This window comes from Pseudarthrobacter cellobiosi (genome assembly GCF_023913755.1).
Taxonomy (GTDB): Bacteria; Actinomycetota; Actinomycetes; order Actinomycetales; family Micrococcaceae; genus Arthrobacter; species Arthrobacter cellobiosi.
The window spans coordinates 308,434-328,066 of the sequence record NZ_JAMXBJ010000050.1 but is presented as its reverse complement, the minus strand read 5'-3'; the positions used below and the strand labels follow the sequence as shown (position 1 = coordinate 328,066).

Below are 19,633 nucleotides of genomic sequence, written 5' to 3'. Positions count from 1 at the left end.
TTCGGTAAAGCACAAGAAAGGCGGCCGGACATGGAAGTTGTCATCCTCCAGGGCAGCAAACAGATCGGACAGCTCGTCGCCGATGCCATCGAGGCCCTTCTCCGGCGAAAGCCCACCGCCGTACTGGGCCTCGCCACCGGGTCATCGCCGCTGCCGGTCTACGACGAGCTGGCGGCGCGGCACCAGCGTGATGGGCTGGACTTCAGCAATGCCCATGCCTTTGCCCTGGACGAATACGTTGGGCTGGACCACGGGCATCCGGAGTCCTACCGGGAAGTCATCCGGCGGGAATTCACCAGTCGGGTCAACATCGCCGAAGGCAACGTCCATACGCCTGACGGTGCGGCCGCGGACCTGCCCGCGGCCTGTTCCGCCTACGAGGAGGCCATGCGGGCAGCGGGCGGCGTGGACCTGCAGCTCCTGGGCGTGGGTACGGATGGCCACATCGGCTTCAACGAGCCCGGTTCCTCGCTCGCATCCCGGACCCGCATCAAAACGCTGATCGAGCAGACCCGCCGGGACAACGCCAGGTTCTTTGGCAGCCTGGCAGAGGTGCCGCACCATGTGGTGACCCAGGGGCTGGGCACCATTCTCGAGGCCCGGCACGTTGTCCTCATCGCTACCGGGGCACAGAAGGCACCGGCCGTCCGCGACTTCGTGGAAGGACCCGTCGCCGCCATCTGCCCGGCCTCGGTCCTCCAGTTCCACCCGCACGCCACCGTCCTGGTGGATCAGGCCGCGGCATCGTCGCTGAAGCTCGCCGACTTCTACCGGCACACGTACGATCACAAACCTGACTGGCAGGAGCTGTAATTCCGGCCACACACCACGGGCGGGTGCGTAGCGGCGTTGCGCGGAACAGCCGACGGCGGCGGGTGCAGTGAGCGCAAAACGGTCCTCCCGCCGTGGAACGTCCTCCGTCCCGGGACGCTAAGATGGATGCCATGACTAGCATGACGGACCCTCTCGAAAACGACCCGATGCGCGAGCTTTCCGGGGCTGGAACGTCCACGGCAACCATCGAGCGCGAAGAGCTGCGCCAGGAAGTGGAGCCCGGTGACCGGGAACGCTTCTCGCACTACGTGCGCAAGGAAAAAATCATGGAATCCGCGCTGACGGGTGATCCTGTCATTGCCCTGTGCGGCAAAGTGTGGACGCCGGGCCGGGATCCGCAGAAGTTCCCGGTGTGCCCCATGTGCAAAGAGGTTTATGACGGCCTCCGCCCGGGGAACGACGGCGGCAAGGGTCCCGGAGGGGACTCGGGCAACAACAAGTAGTGACGGAGACGCTCTTTGGCGGCCCCACCCTGCCACCGGCTTATCCGGAACGCGCAGCATGGGGAACCGCCCAAAAACTCCGTGCCTGGCAGCAGCAAGCCCTTGACCTCTACTTCAGGACCGATCCCCGCGACTTCCTGGCCGTAGCAACTCCCGGCGCCGGCAAGACCACCTTCGCGCTGCGCGTGGCCTCCATGCTCATCGAATCGGGGGCGGTCAACCGCGTCACCATCGTGGCGCCCACGGACCACCTGAAACGGCAGTGGGCCGACGCCGCTGCCAAGGTGGGCATCGCCATCGACCCCAACTTCAAGAACTCCGATGGCCAGCACGGCCGCGGTTTTGTTGGCGTTGCTGTCACATACGCGCAGGTGGCCAGCAAACCCATGCTGCACCGCGCCAAGACCGAGGCCGCCCGCACGCTGGTGATCCTTGACGAGATCCACCACGGCGGCGAAGCCCTGTCCTGGGGCGACGGCCTCCGCGAAGCGTTTGACCCTGCGGCACGGCGCCTCTCCCTGACCGGTACGCCGTTTCGCTCCGATACCTCGCCCATCCCGTTCGTTGAATACGCACAGGACAAGGACGGCATCCGGCGCTCGAAAGCGGACTACACCTACGGCTACGGCAATGCCCTGCGTGACCACGTGGTGCGCCCGGTCATGTTCATGGCCTACTCGGGCCAGATGCGGTGGCGCACCAGCGCCGGCGAGGAAATGGCGGCCTCACTGGGCGAGTCCGCGGTCACCAAGGACATCACATCGCAGGCGTGGCGGACGGCGCTGAACCCGGCCGGGGAATGGATTCCCGCTGTCCTGGCGGGGGCGGACAAACGCCTCAGCGAAGTGCGCCGCACCGTTCCGGACGCCGGCGGGCTGGTCATCGCCACGGACCACGAGGATGCCAGGGCCTATGCCGGACAGCTTAAAAGGATCACCGGCGAATCGCCCACCGTGATCCTTTCCGACGACGCCAAGGCCTCCAGCAAGATCGAGGAATTCACCGTGAGCGAGAAACGGTGGATGGTGGCCGTCCGCATGGTGTCAGAAGGCGTGGACGTGCCCCGGCTCTCCGTCGGCGTCTACGCGACGTCCACCTCCACACCGCTGTTCTTCGCCCAGGCCGTGGGCCGCTTTGTGCGCGCCCGGAAACGCGGCGAAACGGCCTCGGTCTTCCTGCCGTCCGTGCCGCAGCTGATGGCCCTGGCCAACTCGATGGAGGCCGAACGCGACCACGCGCTGGACCGCCCCGAGAAAGAGGACAGCGACGGCCTGTTCAATCCCGAGGACTCGCTGATGGAAGAGGCCAACCGGGAGGACAAGGCGTCCGACAGCCTCACCAAGGGCAAGTTCGAGGCCCTCGACTCACAGGCGTCCTTCGACCGGGTATTGTTCGACGGCGGCGAGTTCGGCACCGGGGGAGAAGTGGGCTCGGAGGACGAACTGGACTTCCTGGGCATCCCCGGGCTGCTGGATGCCGAGCAGGTGGGGACGCTGCTGCGGCAGCGCCAGCACGAACAGCTCAACCGCAAGAACCGGCGCGCACCGGCAGCCGAGCCGGCCGCCGCGGCGCCGGCCATACCGGACCACCGGATGCTGATGGACCTGCGCAACGAACTGGCCAAGAATGTGGCGGCCTGGTCGGCGCGGACCGGAACCCCGCACGGTGTGGTGCACACGAAGCTGCGGACCGTCTGCGGCGGCCCTCCAGTGGCCCAGGCGAACGAGGAACAGCTTCAGTCCAGGCTGCGGAAGCTCCAGGACTGGTTCATCGGCCGGAAGTAGTACTTACGCGACTTCGACGCCGCCCAGCTCCATTTCGGCGACGGCATCCTCCAGGTCCTCGGCAATGCCGGCGGTGAGTGAGCGGATGACCGTGACGGAGTAGCCGGCCTGGACCGCGTCCAGCGAGGTGGCCATCACGCAGAAGTCGGTGGCGATCCCCACCACTACAACGTCCTCCACATCGTGGCTTTGCAGCCAGTCGTCCAGTCCGATGGCGTTGTCCGCCGGTGCGTAGGCTTCTGCGTCAGCGGGCATGGCGCCCGGCTGGCGTTCCCCGGTGGGGACGGCATCCTCAGGTGCCAGCAGGCCCTCAAAGCCGGAGTACGCCGCGGCGAACTGGCCCTTCTGGAAGTAGGCCTGGATGTATTCGCTGTCCAGGTCCGGATGGAGTTCTGCGCCGCGCGTGCCGGCCACGCAGTGCCGCGGCCAGCTGTCCTTGAGATCGGGCGTGTCGGAAAAATGCGCGCCGGGATCGATGTGCCAGTCCTGGGTGGCAACAATGTGGTCGAACTCGTTGTGATGGGCGTCCACGTACTCGCTGATGGCGCCGGCAACATCGGCACCGCCGGCCACGGCCAGGGAGCCGCCCTCGCAGAAGTCGTTCTGGACGTCAATGATGATCAGGGCGCGGGACATCAGTTCTCCTCGTAGATGGTGGGGATGGCAGGCTCGCCGCGCTGCAGGCGGTTGACGACGCCGGGCAGTTCGGCCATGGTGTCCGCGTGCCGCTGGCGGGCGCGGACCACACCCTCGTGTCCGGTCCAGCCCGGCAGCAGCTCGCCGTTCTTCATAAACTGCTGAAGCAGCGGCCGGTCGTTGCCGTCGTCTTCGGGGCGGTGGCCGATGCCCACGATTTCGTGGGTGGCCACCCCCCGCTCGTTGAGCTTGCGCAGCGCGTACTTCCGGCCGCCCATGCTGGTTTTGTTCTTGGCGGCCTTCGCCACGGAGACGAAGTTGCCGGCGTCGTCGGTGCGGCTGACGAGTTTGTAGACCATGCTGGCGGTGGGCGCACCGGAGCCGGTGACCAGCGAGGTGCCCACACCGTAGGAATCCACGGGGGCGGACTGCAGCGCGGCAATGGCGTATTCGTCCAGGTCCGAGGTGACCACGATCTTGGTGTTAACGTTGCCGAGCTCGTCCAGGAGACGCCGGACCCACTGGGCCTGGGCCACGAGGTCCCCGGAGTCCAGCCGGACGCCTCCCAGCTTGGGCCCAGCCAACTCGACGGCGGCACGCACGGCTGCTTCGACGTCGTAAGTGTCCACCAGCAGCGAGGTGCCGGGTCCGAGGGAGGCGATCTGCGCCTCAAAGGCGTCCCGCTCGGTGTCATGCAGGAGCGTGAAGGAGTGCGCGGCGGTCCCGACGGTCTTGATGCCGTAGCGGATGCCGGCCTCGAGGTTGGAGGTGCTGTCGAATCCGGCGATGACGGCGGCGCGGGCGGCCGCTGCTGCCGATTCCTCGTGCGTGCGGCGGGATCCCATCTCGATGCAGGGCCGGTTGCCGGCCGCGGTGATCATGCGGGATGCGGCGGAGGCGATGGCACTGTCATGGTTCAGGACCGAGAGCAGGTAGGTCTCCAGCATGCATGCTTCGGCAAATGTTGATTCGACAATCAGGATGGGGGAGTTGGGGAAGTACGCCTCGCCCTCCGGGTAGCCCCAGATGTCACCGGAAAAACGGTAGTTCGCCAGGTATTCCAGGGTGTCCTGGTTGACCACGCCGGTCCGGCCCAGGAAGTCCAGCTCCGCTTCGCCGAACCGGAAGTCGGCGATGCCTTCCAGCAGGCGGCCCGTTCCCGCCACAATCCCGTACCGCCGGCCGTCCGGCAGGCGCCGGGCAAAGGCCTCGAAGACCGAACGGCGGTGCGCGGCGCCCGAGTGCAGCGACGCCTGCAGCATGGTCAGCTCGTAGTGGTCTGTGTAAAAGGACGTGCGGGGATGGTCCCAGCCGGCGGAGGTACTCACAAAATTCACTCTAGTCCCCACCGGCTCCCGCGTCTCGCTTCGCTTCGCCGCGGGGCCCTCGCCGGCGTGGGCCCAGCATCCCCATAGAATGGACAGATGACCTTAAGCGTTGCGCTCGGCCCTGATACACAGGAGGGCACCCGGACCGGGACAGAGGCGTCCACCGACTCCCTGACCGCCCCGGACATCCCTTGGAACCTGGTGATCTGGAACGATCCCGTCAACCTGATGAGCTACGTCAGCTATGTCTTCCAAAGCTACTTCGGCTACTCCGAGTCCAAAGCCAACAAGCTCATGATGGAAGTCCACAAGAAAGGCCGGTCCATTGTTGCCCACGGCAGCAAGGAACAGGTTGAGCGGCATGCCGTGGCCATGCACGGCTTCGGCCTCTGGGCCACCGTGGAAAAGGCCTCCGGCGGGAATGGTGGAAACTCCAAAAACTCAGGAAAAACCGGCGGGTCCGGGCAGGGCAAGGGGAAACGTGGCTAAGGCATTCAAATCCGGGCTCAAGGGCATCACCGGGTTCCTGGAACCTGCCGAACGGGAACTGCTCCGCAGCCTGATCGACGACGTCATCTCCATGCTCCAGCCGGACGAACACGCCAGCCAGGATCCGCTGGCTGCCCTGATCGGACTGGATATGGACGTCCAGGAACCGACGGACCGTGCCGTTAAGCGGTTGCTGCCCAACGTGATGAAGAACGACGACGGCGCGTCCCTGGAGTTCCGCCAGCTCACCGAGCGCTCGCTGCGGGAAACCAAGATCGGCGCGCTGCGCGCCGCCGCGCTGGACCTGGACAGGGACGAAGTGGTCCTCACCGCCGAAGGGGCAAGGTTCTGGTCCATGGCCCTGAACGATGTGCGCCTGGTGCTGGCGGAACGCCTGGATATCCGGGATGAAGAGGACGCCGAACACGTGCACCTGATGCAGGACTGGTCCCAGGCCGAGGACGTGGAAAGTTACCTCGCCCTGGTGTACAACTTCACCACGTGGCTTCAGGAATCACTGGTCCAAGCGATGCTTCAGTCCCTGGACTCACGGGCCTGAACAGCTGTCCTGTTCCGGGATTCGATCGCCAATGTGACAAATTTGACATGAGTCGGGCGCCACAATGTGATGGCTGCGGCCCCGGGGAAGACCTATCCTCGAATAATCATGACTACAGCCTCGAGCATGGATCCGTCAGCCGCAGCCACATCGGACTCCGCAGCCAGTAGCACCACCGGCCAGATGGGGTCCCGACCCATCGGCGTCTTTGATTCCGGTGTCGGAGGACTGACCGTGGCGCGGTCCATCATCGACCAGCTCCCCAACGAGTCCATCCTCTATGTGGGGGATACCGCCAACGGGCCCTACGGGCCCTTGCCCATTGCCGAAGTCCGCGCCAACGCCCTGGGCGTGATGGACGAACTGGTGGACTCCGGCGTCAAGCTGCTGACCATTGCCTGCAACTCGGCGTCGGCCGCTGTCCTGAGGGACGCCCGCGAGCGGTACACGGCGAAATACGGCATCCCCGTCATCGAGGTGATCCAGCCGGCCGTCCGGCGGGCTGTCGCTGCCACCCGCAGCGGGCGAATCGGCGTCATCGGAACCTCCGCCACCGTTGGTTCACGGGCTTACGAAGACACGTTCGCCGCCGCGCCGGACCTGGCGATCACGTCCGTGGCCTGCCCTGAGTTCGTGAGCTACGTGGAGGCCGGGATCACCACCGGACCCGCCTTGCTGGCTATTGCCGAAGAGTACCTGGCACCGCTGAAGGCGGCAGGCGTGGACACCGTGGTGCTGGGCTGCACGCACTATCCGCTGCTGACCGGCGTCATTTCGTTCGTGATGGGCGACGCCGTGACGCTCGTGTCCAGCGCGGAGGAAACGGCGAAGGACGTGTACCGGGCCCTAGCCACCCACGACCTTCAGCGCACTGCTCTAACACCGCCGGAACACCACTTCATCGCCACCGGTGACGCCGGCCAGTTCGAAACGCTGGCCCGCCGTTTCCTGGGGCCAGAGGTCCTGTCCGTCCGGCACGTGGACCATGTGGCGGCCCAGTACCCCACCGGCAGCCTGGCGCGGATCACCCCCGAGATGATCGCGGCCGCGCAGACCGCCAGCGCCCGGCAGTCGTCGTCGGGACCGCGGATTTCGAACTTTGTGGGCGCCCACCGGGCCGGAGGACCTGCCCTGTGAAGCTCACCATCGTCGGCTGCACCGGCTCGTTTCCCGGCCCGGGCTCCCCGGCGTCCTGCTACCTCCTGACCGCCAACGACGGCGAGCGGACGTGGAAGATCGTGATGGACCTTGGCAGCGGAGCCTTGGGTGCCATCCAGCGCTACACGGACCTTGAGGACATCGACGCGATCTTCCTGACCCACCTGCACCCGGACCACTGCATGGACCTGTGCGGCCTGCACGTGGCGGTCCGCTGGAAGCCCGGCGGCTGGGGACGAGGCAGGATTCCTGTGTGGGGCCCCGCCGCGACGGCGGACCGGATGGCCACCGCCTACGGCCTGGAGCTGGATCCGGGGATGCACGAGGAATTCGACTTCACCAACTGGACCGAACGGGAATCCGTCACGGTGGGGCCGTTCACGGTGACGCCGTTCGCGGTGAACCACCCCGTGGAGGAGGCCTACGCCCTGCGGGTGGAAGTGACCGAACCGGACAAGCAGGGCAACCCGGTCAGCCGGGTCCTGACCTATTCAGGGGACACCGATTCCTGTGCCGGGCTGGAGGAAGCGGCAAAGGACGCTGACCTGTTCCTGTGCGAGGCCGCCTTTGAGGAAGGCCGCGACGACGACATCAAGGATGTCCACCTGACCGGAAAACGCGCTGGCGAGGCGGCAGAGAGCGCGGGCGCACGCCGGCTGCTGCTCACGCACATCCCCGTCTGGACATCGCCCACCACTGTTATGGCCGAAGCGCGCCCCGTGTTCGGCGGCGACGTGGCCGTTGCCGTGGCCGGTGTGCACTACACCGTCTGACCCGCTGCCCCTCTGGCACACGGCGCTGGCTGGTCCGCTGCACGCTCTGCGGCGGGACGGCTCGCCGTGAGTCGATAAGCTAAAGGCATGACTTCTGAAGCAACCGCAGTGCCCGTAGTGCGCGCCGATGGCCGCGCCCCCGACCAGCTCCGCCCCATCAGCATCACCCGCGGATGGTCCAAGCAGGCCGAGGGATCGGCCCTCATCGAGTTCGGCAACACCAGGGTCCTGTGCACGGCGTCCCTGACGGCAGGCGTGCCGCGCTGGCTCAAGGGCGAAGGCCGCGGCTGGGTCACGGCGGAGTACGCCATGCTTCCCCGGGCCACCAATACCCGTTCCGACCGCGAATCGGTCAAGGGGAAAATCGGCGGGCGGACCCACGAGATTTCCCGGCTGATCGGACGCTCGCTGCGTTCCATCATTGACACCAAGGCCCTGGGCGAAAACACGATCGTCCTGGACTGCGACGTCCTCCAGGCCGACGGCGGAACGCGCACCGCGGCCATCACCGGCGCCTACGTGGCACTGGCGGACGCCATCCGCTTCGCCCGCGACAACAAGCTGATCGCCAAGAACGCCCAGCCCCTCATCGACACGATCGCAGCGGTTTCGGTGGGCATCATCGACGGCGTGCCCATGCTGGACCTGCCCTACGTTGAGGACGTCCGCGCCGAAACCGACATGAACGTGGTGGTCACCGGATCCGGGAAGTTCGTGGAAGTCCAGGGCACCGCAGAGGGTGCTCCCTTCGACCGGGACGAGCTGAACCAGCTGCTGGACCTGGCCCTCCTGGGCACCACCGCCCTGGCGGCGATCCAGCGCGAAACCCTCGCCGACGCACTGTGAACCTGAACACCGTGAACAGCAACGCCATGAACGCGGAACATGGCGGCGCGCCTGTAGCGCGCCTCGTCCTGGCCACGCACAACAAGGGCAAGCTCAAGGAGCTCCGCGAGCTGCTGCGCGGACAGGTCCCCGGGCTCGACGTCGACACCCAGGTAGTGGACGCCGCGGCGGCAGGTGCGCCTGACGTCGTCGAAACCGGTGTCACGTTCGCCGAGAATGCGCTGTTGAAGGCGCGGGCCGTGGCCGAAGCCACAGGCCTGGTGGCCATTGCCGACGATTCGGGGCTCGCCGTGGACGTGCTCGGCGGGGCGCCGGGAATCTTTTCCGCGCGCTGGTCCGGCCGGCACGGTGACGACGCCGCCAACCTGAGGCTCCTGCTTGACCAGCTCGCCGATGTCCCGGACGGGCACCGGGGGGCCGCATTTGTCTGCGCTGCGGCCTTGGCGGTCCCGGGGCCGGGTGCCGGGAGCCGCGAAGTGGTGGAGTACGGCCAGCTTGAGGGGACCCTCCTGCGCGAACCCCGCGGTGAGGGTGGCTTCGGCTACGATCCCGTGCTGCAGCCCGCCGGCGAGGACCGCAGCTGCGCTGAATTGTCAGCGGCGGAAAAGAACGCCATCAGCCACCGCGGGCAGGCCTTCCGTGCGCTCGTGCCGGCCATTGTCGGCGCGCTCGCCCGCCAGTGACCTTACGGGAGTTGTTGTCCAGATATCGCGACTAAGTGAGGCTCGAACGGGCGATATCTGGACAAAAACGCCTGGGGAGACATTCGTCATTCCGACGGCATCCTTCGGCAGGGCCGCGGAGGCAGCATTTGGGGCGGGCCGACATAATGTCGCTGTGAACGCGCGCATCGATCACCTGGTCATCGCCGCAGATCCGCTCGAACAGGGCGTCGCCTGGTGCGGGGCCACATTCGGCGTTCAGCCCTCCGGTGGAGGCAAACACGCCTTGATGGGCACGCACAATCGAGTGTTGGACATCAGCACGGTGCGCTACCCGCAGTGCTATCTGGAGATCATCGCGATTGACCCTGAATCGCCGGCCCCGGGTCGGCCGCGTTGGTTCGGGCTGGACCAGCCAACGTTGCGCGAGGCGGTGCGCCAATGTCCTCTATTGGTGCACGCAGTCGCGCAGACGGGCATGATGGAAATGCTGTGCAGCGCCTGGCCAACGTCGACCTCGACCTCGACCCCGGCGTGCCACTGGCAGCGCAGCGCGATACGCCGCAAGGCCTGTTGAAGTGGCGCATTACAGTACGCGACGATGGCCGCACCGAATGCGCTGGCGCGTTGCCGACTTTGATCGAATGGACGGGAGCACATCCCTGTGATCACCTCCCGCCGAAGCTCTTGGCGTTGCAGGAGTTGGTATTGCTGGGGTGCCGCAGCAGGCGCTTTGACGTGTTGAAGCTGCCAGAAGTGGGAGCGACCCCCGTGGGGCTTGCCCACGCCGCGCCGCTCAGCGCCACACTGAACTCGCCGCGCGGCACCGTGATGATCGATGCCTGGCACGCCGAGGACTGAACCGTCGGAGTGCCACGGAGTTTTATCCAGATATCGCGCGAAAAAGCCGTTCAAAATGCCGATATCTTGACAACACCGGGGGAGTGGCCGGGGAGTAGTGACAGGCTGCGTGGTGAGGGCTCAGTGGTCCCGGTGGGTTTTCCGCTCGGCTTCGGGTTCGTGTTCCTCGATGAATTCCTCGACGGCGTCCGTGCCGAACTTGGCGGCCTGGCGCTTGGCGGAAATTCCGCGGAGTACTTCGATGCCGATCGGAATCACGGAGACCAGCACGATGACGATGAAGATGATGTCCAGGTTCTCCCGGACCCACGGGACCCTGTCACCGAGCAGGTAGCCCAACAGCGTGACGCCGCTGCCCCACAGGACCGCGCCGATCACGTTGAAGAGGAAGAACTTCCTTTTGTCCATCTGGGCCACGCCAACGATCACGGGCACGAAGGTCCGGATGATCGGCACGAAGCGGGCGAGGATCAGTGCCTTGCCGCCGTGCTTTTCGAAGAAGGCGTGTGCGTTCTCCACGTTTTCGCGCTTGAAGAGGCGGGAGTTCGGCTTGTTGAAGATGGCGGGGCCGGCCTTGGAACCGATCAGGTAGCCGGTCTGGTTGCCGATGATGGCGGATATGGTGATCAGTAGCGCCAGGAGCCAGACATTGAACTGGATGGTGTCCGTTGCCACCAGCAGCCCCGCCGTGAACAGCATCGAATCGCCGGGAAGGAAGAATCCCACCAGCAGGCCCGTTTCGGCGAAGACAATTCCGCAGACCAGCAGCACCACCCAGGGTGCAAGTGCTGGATCGGCCAAGAAAATCTGGGGGTTCAGCCAGTCGGGCAGGAAGGATGCCAGCTGCGGCTGGACCGGTCCTGCACCACCCAGCATGGGCACGGCAAGGTCGCTGATCGCAAGAAAGTTCACCTACTCAGGGTACTTGACGCACCCTCGCTACCCGGCGTCGTCCGCGTGATATGCGCGACAGGGCCGCCCTGGTGACGCGGGAACGGCCCTGTCCGGCGGTAAAGTATGGGCCGTGGGTTTGGACTTTACGGCGATCGACTTCGAGACGGCCAATGGCTTCCGGGGTTCACCGTGCGCGGTTGGCCTGACGAAGGTGCGGGGCGGGCGCGTGGTGGATGAGGCGTCGTGGCTGATGCGGCCGCCGGTCAACCACGACCACTTCGAGTACCACAACGTCAGGGTCCACGGCATCAAGGCCACGGACGTGGCCGGCCGTCCCCGCTTCGGTGAGCTGTTCCCGGAGATTGGTGCCTTTATCGGGGACGACATCCTGGCGGCGCATAACGCGGCCTTTGACCTTGGAGTGATCCGGTCAGGGCTTGAGGTCTCCGGCCTGCCCGGCCCTGCCTACGACTACGTCTGCACGGTGATACTGGCCCGGCGGTGCTACTCCCTCGTCTCCAATTCCTTGCCGTTCGCCGCAGAGGAAGCCGGCGTGCCGCTGGTCAACCACCACGACGCCGCAGAAGACGCCCGCGCCTGCGCCGGCATCCTGATCGACATCGCTGCGCGGAACAACGCCAACAGCATTGCCGAGCTCTACCTGTCGCTGGGCCTGGTCCTGCCGCATCAGGAGGCGTTTGACCCTGCGCACGATGTCCTGTCCAAAGCCAGCCTTACCGCCCTTGCCGGTGCTGCTGGCGGAGGCAGCGCCGCGCTGGTGCGCCCGTTCCTGTCCGGGTGGCCGGAGGAGGGCGACAACCCCGTACCCAATGCCGACGCCGAACCCTCCCACCCGCTGTACGGCCAGACCGTTGTCTTCACCGGCGAGCTCTCCATGGCCCGGCCGGAAGCGAAGGTGCGTTCGGCCGAGCTGGGTGCCCGGCCGGAAAGCCGGGTAACCGCCCGCACCACGGTGCTGGTAGTGGGTGACGGCTTTGTGGCCGCGGACCTGCGGTCCGGCAGGCTGACCGGCAAGGCCCGGCGCGTCCTGGAGCTCCACGACCGCGGCCAGCCCATCGAAGTACTCTCCGAAGGCGAGTTCCTGCAGATGGTGGGCGGCTGAGCCGCACGCTTTGTCCGCATGCGGTGATTCCGGCTGCACGGATCCGGCCCGGTGTTCATCCGGCGCAACAAATCTTCCCTGCGGCGTGCCCGGCTCCTAGCCTTGCAGGATGAGCAAACTAACGGACGGCCAAACAACCGGAATCAACTGGTCCGCCGTGTTCGCCTTCCCCAACCCCGTCAACGAGTACGCGGCCCGGATCACCGCCGGCCTCGTGGTGCTCCTCGCGGGCGCCACACTGCTGAGCGGGTCCGTTTGGGGACTGGTGCTGATCGCCGCGGGCTTCTGGCTACGGGTGCTCTTCGGCCCGCGGATTTCGCCGCTGGCCCTTCTCTCCGTCAAGGTCCTGGCACCCCGCCTGGGCCGTGTTCGCCTGGTTCCCGGACCGCCCAAGCGTTTTGCCCAGGGCATGGGAACGGCGGTGTCCACGACGGCGCTCATCCTGTTCCTTGCCGGTGCCGCCCCTGCAGCCTGGATTGTGCTCGCGGTACTCATCGCGGCTGCCTCGCTGGAGGCCTTCGCCGGATTCTGCCTGGGCTGCGTTATCTTCGGAGTGCTGCAGCGCCGGGGCCTGATCCCGGAGGACATCTGCGAGGCCTGCAACAACGTGGCGCTCAAGCGGTTGTAACGCCCACCAGCAGATCGGCCATGCCGCGGATGACGTCCGGCCCTTCGAGGGCGTCGAGCCATTCCGGGGGCAGGCACTCTGCGCCGTAGTAGGCGCCCAGGATGTTTCCGGCGATGGATCCCGTGGTATCGCTGGCTCCGCTGTGGTTGACGGCCAGCGCCACGGCTGCCCGGAAATGGTCTTGGGGCGACAGGGTGGAGTCCGCATCCGGCGCTGTGGCCAGGACAGCGTAAAGCCCGACGGCGAACGCCTCCTCCGCGACCCAGCCCTCGCCGAGCTGCCGAACCAGTTCCTCCGGCGACAGGATGCCTGTTCCCGCACAGCGGATGGCCGCTTCAAGCCGCTCGGGAAGTTCCGCTGCCACATCCTTCAGGCCACGGACTTCGGCCAGGACCGCCGCCGCCGCGTCCGCCAGGGTGTCACCGGCCACCAGGCGGTGGATCAGCAGGCTGAAGCTGCCGGCACTTTGCCGTGCGGACGGATGGCCGTGCGTCAGGGAGGCGGCGTCGGCACTCAACTTATAGACGGCGTCGGACGCTATGAGGGGAATCAGGCCGAACGGTGCCGACCTCATCACCGTTCCGCGGCCCTTCGAGTCCGGGTTCACCGGCCGGTAAACCGTTCCCATTTCGCCGGTGGCCAGCCCGCTGATGCAGGCATTACCCGGGGCACGGCGGTGCCTTAGGACCTCGTTGCCGTCGATCCACCGCGGCGGCTGTGTAGGGGCCTGCGGCGGTACGGACTCGCCCTGGGTGGCCAGCCAGCGGAGGTAGGCCAGCCACAGGCAGGCGTTCGCATCGGCACCCACGCCGTCATTGGCCCATTCGAGCACCTCCACCAGCCCGTCCACGGTGTACAGCGTCAGCTGCGTATCGTCCGAAAAGTGACTGCCGCCGTCAAGCGCTGCGAAGTCCGTCAGGCCCTCGGGCCCGAAGCGCCGGCGGATGGCCTCGATCGGGTCGAACTCCACCGCGTAGCCCAGCGAGTCCCCCAGCGCGCCGCCCAGGAGGCAGCCGTGGATGCGGGACTTCAGCGGGGGCGCGGCAACGGCGCCCGGTTCAATGCTCATGACAGTAAATTTACCGTGGGGCGGAGGTGGAACGCGCCGGGGCGCCACGCCGTCCGTCCACTAAGCTCGGACTCAGCCAACGCCCAGAATCCCTTGGCAGAATGCAAAGGCACCACACCCCAACGAAAAGGATTGCCCCACCATGACCACGCCTGTGCCCGTCCACCGTGATCCCGCCCCCGGGCTGACTGCCGGCAGCGGTGCCGAAATCCGGCACGGGCTGGTGTCCAGGCTGTCTGCCGAAGCCTTTGGCAGCCTTTTCATCGTGGTGGCAGGCCTGGGCGTGCCGCTGTTCTCCATCCCGCAGTCCAGCCCGTTGCCCGCCGCGCTCGCAGCAGGCCTGGCAGTGACCGCGGCGATGCTGGCCTTCGGCTACGTTTCCGGCGGACACTTCAACCCGGCGGTGACCGTTGGCCACGCCGTTGCCGGCAGGATCCGGCTCGGTGACGCCGCTGCTTACATCGGCGCGCAGTTGGTGGGCGGGCTCCTGGGCGCCCTCGCACTCTTCGGCATCCTGCGCACACTGCCGGGCATCCAGGACAGCCGCACGGCGTTCGACACCGTGACCGCCGGATTCGGCGAGCATTCCATCATCCAGGCGCCCCTCGCCGGCGTGCTCCTTCTGGAAGTACTTGGGGCCGCCATCCTGGTTGCCGTCTTCCTGGGCACCACTGCGCGCAACAACGTCAACAAGACGGCAGCCGCCGTAGCCGTGGGCCTCGCATTCGCCGTCCTGCTGCAGCTGGGCCTGTCCGTGGGCAATGCGCCGTTCAACCCCGCCCGCGCTACGGCCTCGGCCGTCTTCAGCTCCAGCTGGTCCCTTGAGCAGCTGTGGCTCTTCTGGGTTGCTCCCTTGGCGGGCGCAGCCATCGCCGGGATGGTCTTCCGTGGGTTCGCCGAGCCGGTTGTTTCCGTAACTGCTTCAGGCGCTGGATCAGCCGCTGACGGATCAGTATTTGACGACAGTGCTGTCGACGACATTGAGGATTTCGACGACGAGGATGCCGACGTCGCTGCCCCGGCCAAGCCCGCGCCGGTTCATGCCGCCGCGGACGAGCCGGACAGCAGCGACGAGGCCCAGGAATTCTTCAACGGAAAGCGCGGCTAGGCTGCCTGACTGGGCAACGGCCTGTTGCGGCGGTTTCCTAAACTGTCGGTGGCAGCCGCTAGCGTAAGAAGATGCGGTTATTGCACACTTCGGACTGGCACTTGGGCAGGTCCTTCCATGGCGTCGGGATGCTGGACGCCCAGCGGTCATTTGTTGATCAGCTCGTCAGCGCCGTCACCGGAAACGCCGTTGACGTTGTCCTGATCGCCGGCGATGTCTACGACCGCGCCCTGCCCGGCGTCGACGTCGTGGGGCTGTTGGACGATGCCCTGGTGCGGCTCACGGCGGCCGGCGCCACTGTGGTGCTGACATCCGGCAACCACGACTCCGCCATCCGGCTGGGCTTCGCCTCCCGGCTGCTGGAACGTGGCGGCGTCCACTTGCGGACCCGGCTGTCGGACCTGGACCAGCCAGTCGTCCTGCCCCTGGAGACGGGTGACGGCGGGACGCCGGGCGCCGTCCTGGCCATCTATGGAATCCCCTGGCTGGAACCGCGCCTCGTCGCCGAACAGCTCGGTGTAGAAACCGCCAGCCACTTCGAAGTCACCCGCGCCGCCACTGACCGCATCCGGGCAGACCTCGCGGAGCGCAGCGCAGCGGGAACCGTCCATTCGGTGGTCCTCGCCCACACGTTCGCCAGCGGAGGGATCAGCTCAGACAGCGAACGGGACCTCAGCATCGGGGGAGTCGGAGCCGTGCCCCTGGACCTCTTCGACGGATTCAGCTACACCGCGCTGGGGCACCTGCACGGCCGCCAGACCCTGTCGCCGCAGGTCAGGTACTCGGGTTCGCCCCTGGCCTACTCGTTCTCCGAAGCCAAGCACACCAAGGGAAGCTGGCTGATCGACGTCGGCCCGGACGGTGTGACCGGCGTATCGGAACTGTCGTGGGAAGCCCCGCGGAAGCTGGCCGTGCTCCGCGGCGATATCTTGGAGCTCCTGGAGTCCGCAGAACATTCCTGGGCCGAAGGGGCGTACTGCCAGATCACCCTGACGGATGAGCAGCGGCCCGCGCAGGCCATGGAGCGGCTGCGGGCCCGGTTTCCGGACACGCTGGTACTCGGGTTTGATCCGCAGGGCGGCGCCGTCAAGGCGTCCAAGAGCTACAGCAGCCGGCTCGCCGAAGCCCAGGATGATCTCTCGCTCTGCTGCGGATTCCTCGATCATGTGCGGGGGCGGGACGCGGACGACGCCGAGCGGTCGGCTATCGCTGCGGCGCTGGATAACGTACGCCTGACGGAGGCATCGCTATGAGGATCCACCGCCTTGCCATCTCAGCCTTCGGACCCTTTGCGGGCACCGAGGAAATCGACTTCGACAGGTTGAGCGCCCACGGGCTCTTCCTCCTCAACGGCCCTACCGGAGCAGGCAAGACCAGCGTGCTGGACGCTGTCTGCTTTGCGCTGTACGGATCCGTGCCCGGGGCGCGCCAGGAGGGTAAGCGCCTGCGCAGCGATCATGCCGAGCCGTCGCTCGAACCGGCGGTAACCTGCGAGTTTTCCGCTCAGGGCCGCCACTTCGAAGTCACCAGGTCGCCGGCCTGGGATAAACCCAGTGCCCGGGGGAAGAACGGCTTCACCACACAGCAGGCCAAAACGCTCCTCCGGGAACGCATCAGCGGGATGTGGACGGAGAGATCCGGACGCAATGACGAAGCCGGCGCTGAAATCACCGCCCTGCTGGGAATGGACCGGGAACAGTTCACCCGCGTGGTGATGCTGCCGCAGGGCGATTTTGCGGCCTTCCTGCGGTCCAAGGCAGCCGACCGCCTGGAACTGCTGCAGAAGCTCTTCGGCACCCAGCGGTTCGAGGCCCTGGAACAGGAATTGGCGGCGCAGGCGCAGGCCGCGCGGAACGATGTTGCCCGGCTGAACAGCGAGCTTGAGTTGCTGGCGGCGCGGGCCGAAGCCGAGGCCACCGCGCTGGCCGTTGATGATTCCGCAGCTCCTGCCCAGGAGGAATCCGCTGCCCGGATCGAATGGCTGCAGGAAACAGTGGCCCACCGCGCAGGGGAACTGGCTGCCGCGGCCGAGGCCGCTGCGGCCTTCAGCAGGCACACCTCAAGCCGGCTGGAGAGCGAGTCCGAGCGGCGGGAACGTCACCGCAAACTGGCAGCCGCCGAGGCCCGGAAGGCAGCCGCCGAGGCAACCCTGCCGTCCCTGGAGGTCCATGCGGCCCGGCTCGAACAGCACCGCCGCGCCGAGGTGCTCACGGGCCAGCTCCAGGCTGCCCAGTCCAGCCAGACCCAGGTCAGGCACGCGGCGGGAGCCATGGAATCCGCCATCACACTGCTGCGCATGGCGGCGGATGAAGACCCCGAACTGGACCAGCTGGACCTTGGCGCCCTGGATGCGGACCACTCCGATGCCGGGCTGTCCGCCGCAGGGGCCCTTGATATCGCCGGTGAGCTCAGCCGCCTCCGGTCCCTGCTGGCCGTGGTGGAAGCCAGGTTGCCGGACGAAGAACGCCTCCATTCGCTGGCTGCCAGGCGCGCCGCGCTCAGCACGAAGCAGCACGAACTCACACAAACGGATATTGACCTGGGCGTTTCGCTGCAGGCCCTCCGCACGGAGCAGGAAACCCTGACGGCGGGCCTCGAGCCCTTGGTGGACCTGGCCTCAGCCGCCATCCTGCACGCCAAGGAAGCCGCGGCGGCTGAGGAACTTCTTGACGTCGTCCGGCGCTACACGGCTGCACGCGCGGCGCAGGGGCTCGCCACCGAGCGCCACTCGGCGTCCCGGGAGATCCAGCTCGAGAAGAAACTCCGCTGGCTGGACCTGCGCGAGGAAAGACTCGCCAACGCCGCCGCCGAACTCGCGGCCCAGCTGGCCGAGGGAGAGGCCTGCCCCGTTTGCGGCAGTGCGGACCACCCGGCTCCCGCGGAGGCTGCGGCGTCAGCACTGGGCCTCAGCCAGGCCGAGGAAGCCGCCCAGCACGACCATGAGGCTGCAGAGAAAATCCTGGCAGTGCGGGCCCGTGAGTTGGGCGATGCGAACCAGTTGGTGGCTGTCCTTGCAAGCCAGGGCGGGGACACCCCCGAAGAGCATGCGCTTGCGGCCTTCGAATCTGCGGGCACCGCCGCCAGCGAGTCGCAGCTGGCGGTAAAAAACCTCGCCGGCCTCCGGCAGCAGCTCGAGGCGGCCGAAGCCAGAATTGCCGCAGCGGATTCCGCCAGGCACAGTGCAGCATCCGAACTCGCGCAGGTCACCGTTGAATTGTCGGGACTGGTGGACCAGCTGGCGTCGCTTGACGAGGCACTCTCCGCCCTGCGTGGCGGCCACCGCAGCCTCACACACCGGCTGCGGTCGCTGCAGGACGCCGCCGCCACACTGGAGAAGGCCGTGGAGGCCCAGGCCTTGCTCAGCAGGGCCAGGGCCAGGGCCGAGGAAACGCGGATCCAGCTTGACCTGGCGTTGCCGGATGCCGGCTTCAGCTCGGCGGAGGTGGCTCGCGCACAGCTGCTTTCGACTGCTGATGCTGCTGCCCTGCAGGCCGAGGTCCGAGCCAGCCAGGACGAACAGGCGCGGATTGCCGAGCTGTTCGCATCCGAGGATCTGCTGCTGGCACTGACTGAAGAGGCAGCCCATCCCCTGGTGGACGAAGCCCTTCTCGCGGAACTGCAAGCCGCCGCGGAGCAGGCCGGGCAGGAAGCACGGGCCGCCGATCTCGCCGCCGGCATGGCCGTGCGCTGTGTGGAGGCGCTAGCCGCTGTCCGCAACGACTACCAACAGCTGGCCGGTTCTGGGCGCGTTCCCAGGGAACGCGCCCAGCTGCTGACAGCGCTGGCCGATACCGCCGCCGGCCGTGGCGACAACACGTACCGCATGAGCCTGAACAGCTACGTCCTCGCAGCACGGCTTGAACAGGTGGCATCGGCTGCTTCCGAACGCCTGGTGGCCATGAGCGAAGGCCGCTACCTGCTCCAGCATTCAGACGCCAAGGCCGCGCGCGGCGCGAAGTCCGGATTGGGCCTGGAAGTGGTGGACCAGTGGACCGGACACCGCCGGGATACCTCCACACTTTCCGGCGGCGAATCCTTTATGGCGTCCCTGTCTCTGGCACTGGGGCTGGCGGACGTGGTGCAGCAGGAATCCGGCGGCATCCAGATCGAGACGCTTTTTGTGGACGAGGGTTTCGGCAGCCTGGACGAACAGTCCCTGGAACAGGTGATGGATGCTCTCGAAGGCCTACGCGACGGCGGGCGCGTTGTGGGTCTCGTCAGTCATGTGGGGGAGATGAAACAGCGCATCGGAACCCAACTCCAGGTCCTCAAGGGCCGGAACGGTTCCACCCTCCGCATTTCCGACGCCGCCGAAGCGCTGGTGTGACGGCGGCCATGGTGGGCTGGACTGGCCCCAGCCAGCCTCTATAATTGGATAGTTACCGGGTCGCGCGCATCGGGAGGAGGGACGATGCGCATTACTGAACGAGCCCGGAAC

At 66.8% G+C, this 19,633-nt stretch carries 20 protein-coding genes; 16 read left to right on the top strand and 4 right to left on the bottom strand.

Going from position 1 to position 19,633, the window contains the following annotated elements; translation table 11 throughout:
- The first annotated feature begins 30 nt into the window (after window positions 1–30).
- The 3 genes from nagB (at window position 31) to NG696_RS18930 (ending at window position 3,061) form a co-directional block, all read left to right on the top strand.
- On the top strand, window positions 31–813 hold the full coding sequence (gene nagB / locus NG696_RS18940; RefSeq protein ID WP_252576377.1) for a glucosamine-6-phosphate deaminase: 783 nt from the start codon (window positions 31–33) through the stop codon (window positions 811–813).
- Between the two features lie 122 nt (window positions 814–935).
- Window positions 936–1,277, top strand: a complete 342-nt coding sequence (locus NG696_RS18935; RefSeq protein ID WP_056349372.1) for a DUF3039 domain-containing protein — start codon at window positions 936–938, stop codon at window positions 1,275–1,277.
- Window positions 1,277–3,061, top strand: a complete 1,785-nt coding sequence (locus NG696_RS18930; RefSeq protein WP_252565167.1) for a DEAD/DEAH box helicase — start codon at window positions 1,277–1,279, stop codon at window positions 3,059–3,061. The genes NG696_RS18935 and NG696_RS18930 overlap by 1 nt, the downstream gene beginning before the upstream one ends.
- Window positions 3,062–3,064: 3 nt before the next feature.
- Here the strand turns inward: NG696_RS18930 and NG696_RS18925 are convergent, their stop codons facing one another.
- Entirely contained in the window at window positions 3,065–3,697 is a 633-nt protein-coding gene (locus NG696_RS18925; protein WP_252576376.1) for an isochorismatase family protein, read from the bottom strand.
- Complete coding sequence (locus tag NG696_RS18920) at window positions 3,697–5,025, bottom strand: nicotinate phosphoribosyltransferase (protein WP_252576374.1); 1,329 nt, start codon at window positions 5,023–5,025, stop codon at window positions 3,697–3,699. The genes NG696_RS18925 and NG696_RS18920 overlap by 1 nt, the downstream gene beginning before the upstream one ends.
- A 96-nt stretch (window positions 5,026–5,121) precedes the next feature.
- Here NG696_RS18920 and clpS point away from each other — a divergent pair, with 96 nt between their 5' ends.
- From clpS to NG696_RS18880, 8 genes are all read left to right on the top strand, one after another.
- Window positions 5,122–5,514, top strand: coding sequence for an ATP-dependent Clp protease adapter ClpS (gene clpS, locus NG696_RS18915; RefSeq protein ID WP_252565173.1), 393 nt, complete (start codon window positions 5,122–5,124; stop codon window positions 5,512–5,514).
- On the top strand, window positions 5,507–6,073 hold the full coding sequence (locus NG696_RS18910; RefSeq protein WP_252576373.1) for a DUF2017 domain-containing protein: 567 nt from the start codon (window positions 5,507–5,509) through the stop codon (window positions 6,071–6,073). The genes clpS and NG696_RS18910 overlap by 8 nt, the downstream gene beginning before the upstream one ends.
- Before the next feature lie 69 nt (window positions 6,074–6,142).
- A complete protein-coding gene (murI, locus tag NG696_RS18905; protein ID WP_252565176.1) occupies window positions 6,143–7,210 on the top strand; it encodes a glutamate racemase in 1,068 nt (355 codons plus the stop codon).
- A complete protein-coding gene (locus tag NG696_RS18900; protein ID WP_252565177.1) occupies window positions 7,207–8,004 on the top strand; it encodes an MBL fold metallo-hydrolase in 798 nt (265 codons plus the stop codon). The genes murI and NG696_RS18900 overlap by 4 nt, the downstream gene beginning before the upstream one ends.
- Before the next feature lie 87 nt (window positions 8,005–8,091).
- Entirely contained in the window at window positions 8,092–8,850 is a 759-nt protein-coding gene (gene rph, locus NG696_RS18895) for a ribonuclease PH (protein ID WP_058932038.1), read from the top strand.
- A gap of 26 nt (window positions 8,851–8,876) precedes the next feature.
- Window positions 8,877–9,533 (top strand): RdgB/HAM1 family non-canonical purine NTP pyrophosphatase, encoded by a 657-nt coding sequence (gene rdgB, locus NG696_RS18890; RefSeq protein WP_252576598.1) that lies wholly within the window; start codon window positions 8,877–8,879, stop codon window positions 9,531–9,533.
- 154 nt (window positions 9,534–9,687) lie between these two features.
- The gene (locus NG696_RS18885; RefSeq protein WP_252576372.1) at window positions 9,688–10,089 is read left to right on the top strand and encodes a VOC family protein; all 402 of its coding nucleotides are present in this window, start codon (window positions 9,688–9,690) and stop codon (window positions 10,087–10,089) included.
- Window positions 10,005–10,373 (top strand): VOC family protein, encoded by a 369-nt coding sequence (locus NG696_RS18880; RefSeq protein ID WP_252576611.1) that lies wholly within the window; start codon window positions 10,005–10,007, stop codon window positions 10,371–10,373. Before NG696_RS18885 ends, NG696_RS18880 begins: the two co-directional genes overlap by 85 nt.
- A gap of 120 nt (window positions 10,374–10,493) precedes the next feature.
- Here NG696_RS18880 and NG696_RS18875 read toward each other — a convergent pair whose 3' ends face one another.
- Window positions 10,494–11,270 (bottom strand): VTT domain-containing protein, encoded by a 777-nt coding sequence (locus NG696_RS18875; RefSeq protein WP_252565258.1) that lies wholly within the window; start codon window positions 11,268–11,270, stop codon window positions 10,494–10,496.
- A gap of 127 nt (window positions 11,271–11,397) precedes the next feature.
- Here NG696_RS18875 and NG696_RS18870 point away from each other — a divergent pair, with 127 nt between their 5' ends.
- Window positions 11,398–12,390: a 3'-5' exonuclease gene (locus tag NG696_RS18870; protein ID WP_252576371.1), complete on the top strand. Its 993-nt coding sequence runs from the start codon at window positions 11,398–11,400 to the stop codon at window positions 12,388–12,390.
- A gap of 109 nt (window positions 12,391–12,499) precedes the next feature.
- The gene (locus NG696_RS18865) at window positions 12,500–13,018 is read left to right on the top strand and encodes a DUF4395 domain-containing protein (protein ID WP_252576369.1); all 519 of its coding nucleotides are present in this window, start codon (window positions 12,500–12,502) and stop codon (window positions 13,016–13,018) included.
- On the opposite strand, the gene NG696_RS18860 is transcribed toward NG696_RS18865, so the two are convergent.
- Window positions 13,005–14,087, bottom strand: coding sequence for an ADP-ribosylglycohydrolase family protein (locus NG696_RS18860; protein WP_252576368.1), 1,083 nt, complete (start codon window positions 14,085–14,087; stop codon window positions 13,005–13,007). The genes NG696_RS18865 and NG696_RS18860 overlap by 14 nt on opposite strands.
- 142 nt (window positions 14,088–14,229) lie before the next feature.
- Here NG696_RS18860 and NG696_RS18855 point away from each other — a divergent pair, with 142 nt between their 5' ends.
- The 3 genes from NG696_RS18855 to NG696_RS18845 all read left to right on the top strand — a co-directional run bounded on the left by NG696_RS18855 (window position 14,230) and on the right by NG696_RS18845 (window position 19,522).
- Window positions 14,230–15,195: an aquaporin gene (locus tag NG696_RS18855; protein WP_252565186.1), complete on the top strand. Its 966-nt coding sequence runs from the start codon at window positions 14,230–14,232 to the stop codon at window positions 15,193–15,195.
- A 71-nt stretch (window positions 15,196–15,266) separates the two neighbouring features.
- Entirely contained in the window at window positions 15,267–16,448 is a 1,182-nt protein-coding gene (locus NG696_RS18850) for an exonuclease SbcCD subunit D (RefSeq protein WP_252565188.1), read from the top strand.
- The gene (locus tag NG696_RS18845; protein ID WP_252576366.1) at window positions 16,445–19,522 is read left to right on the top strand and encodes an AAA family ATPase; all 3,078 of its coding nucleotides are present in this window, start codon (window positions 16,445–16,447) and stop codon (window positions 19,520–19,522) included. The genes NG696_RS18850 and NG696_RS18845 overlap by 4 nt, the downstream gene beginning before the upstream one ends.
- Window positions 19,523–19,633 lie beyond the last annotated feature (111 nt).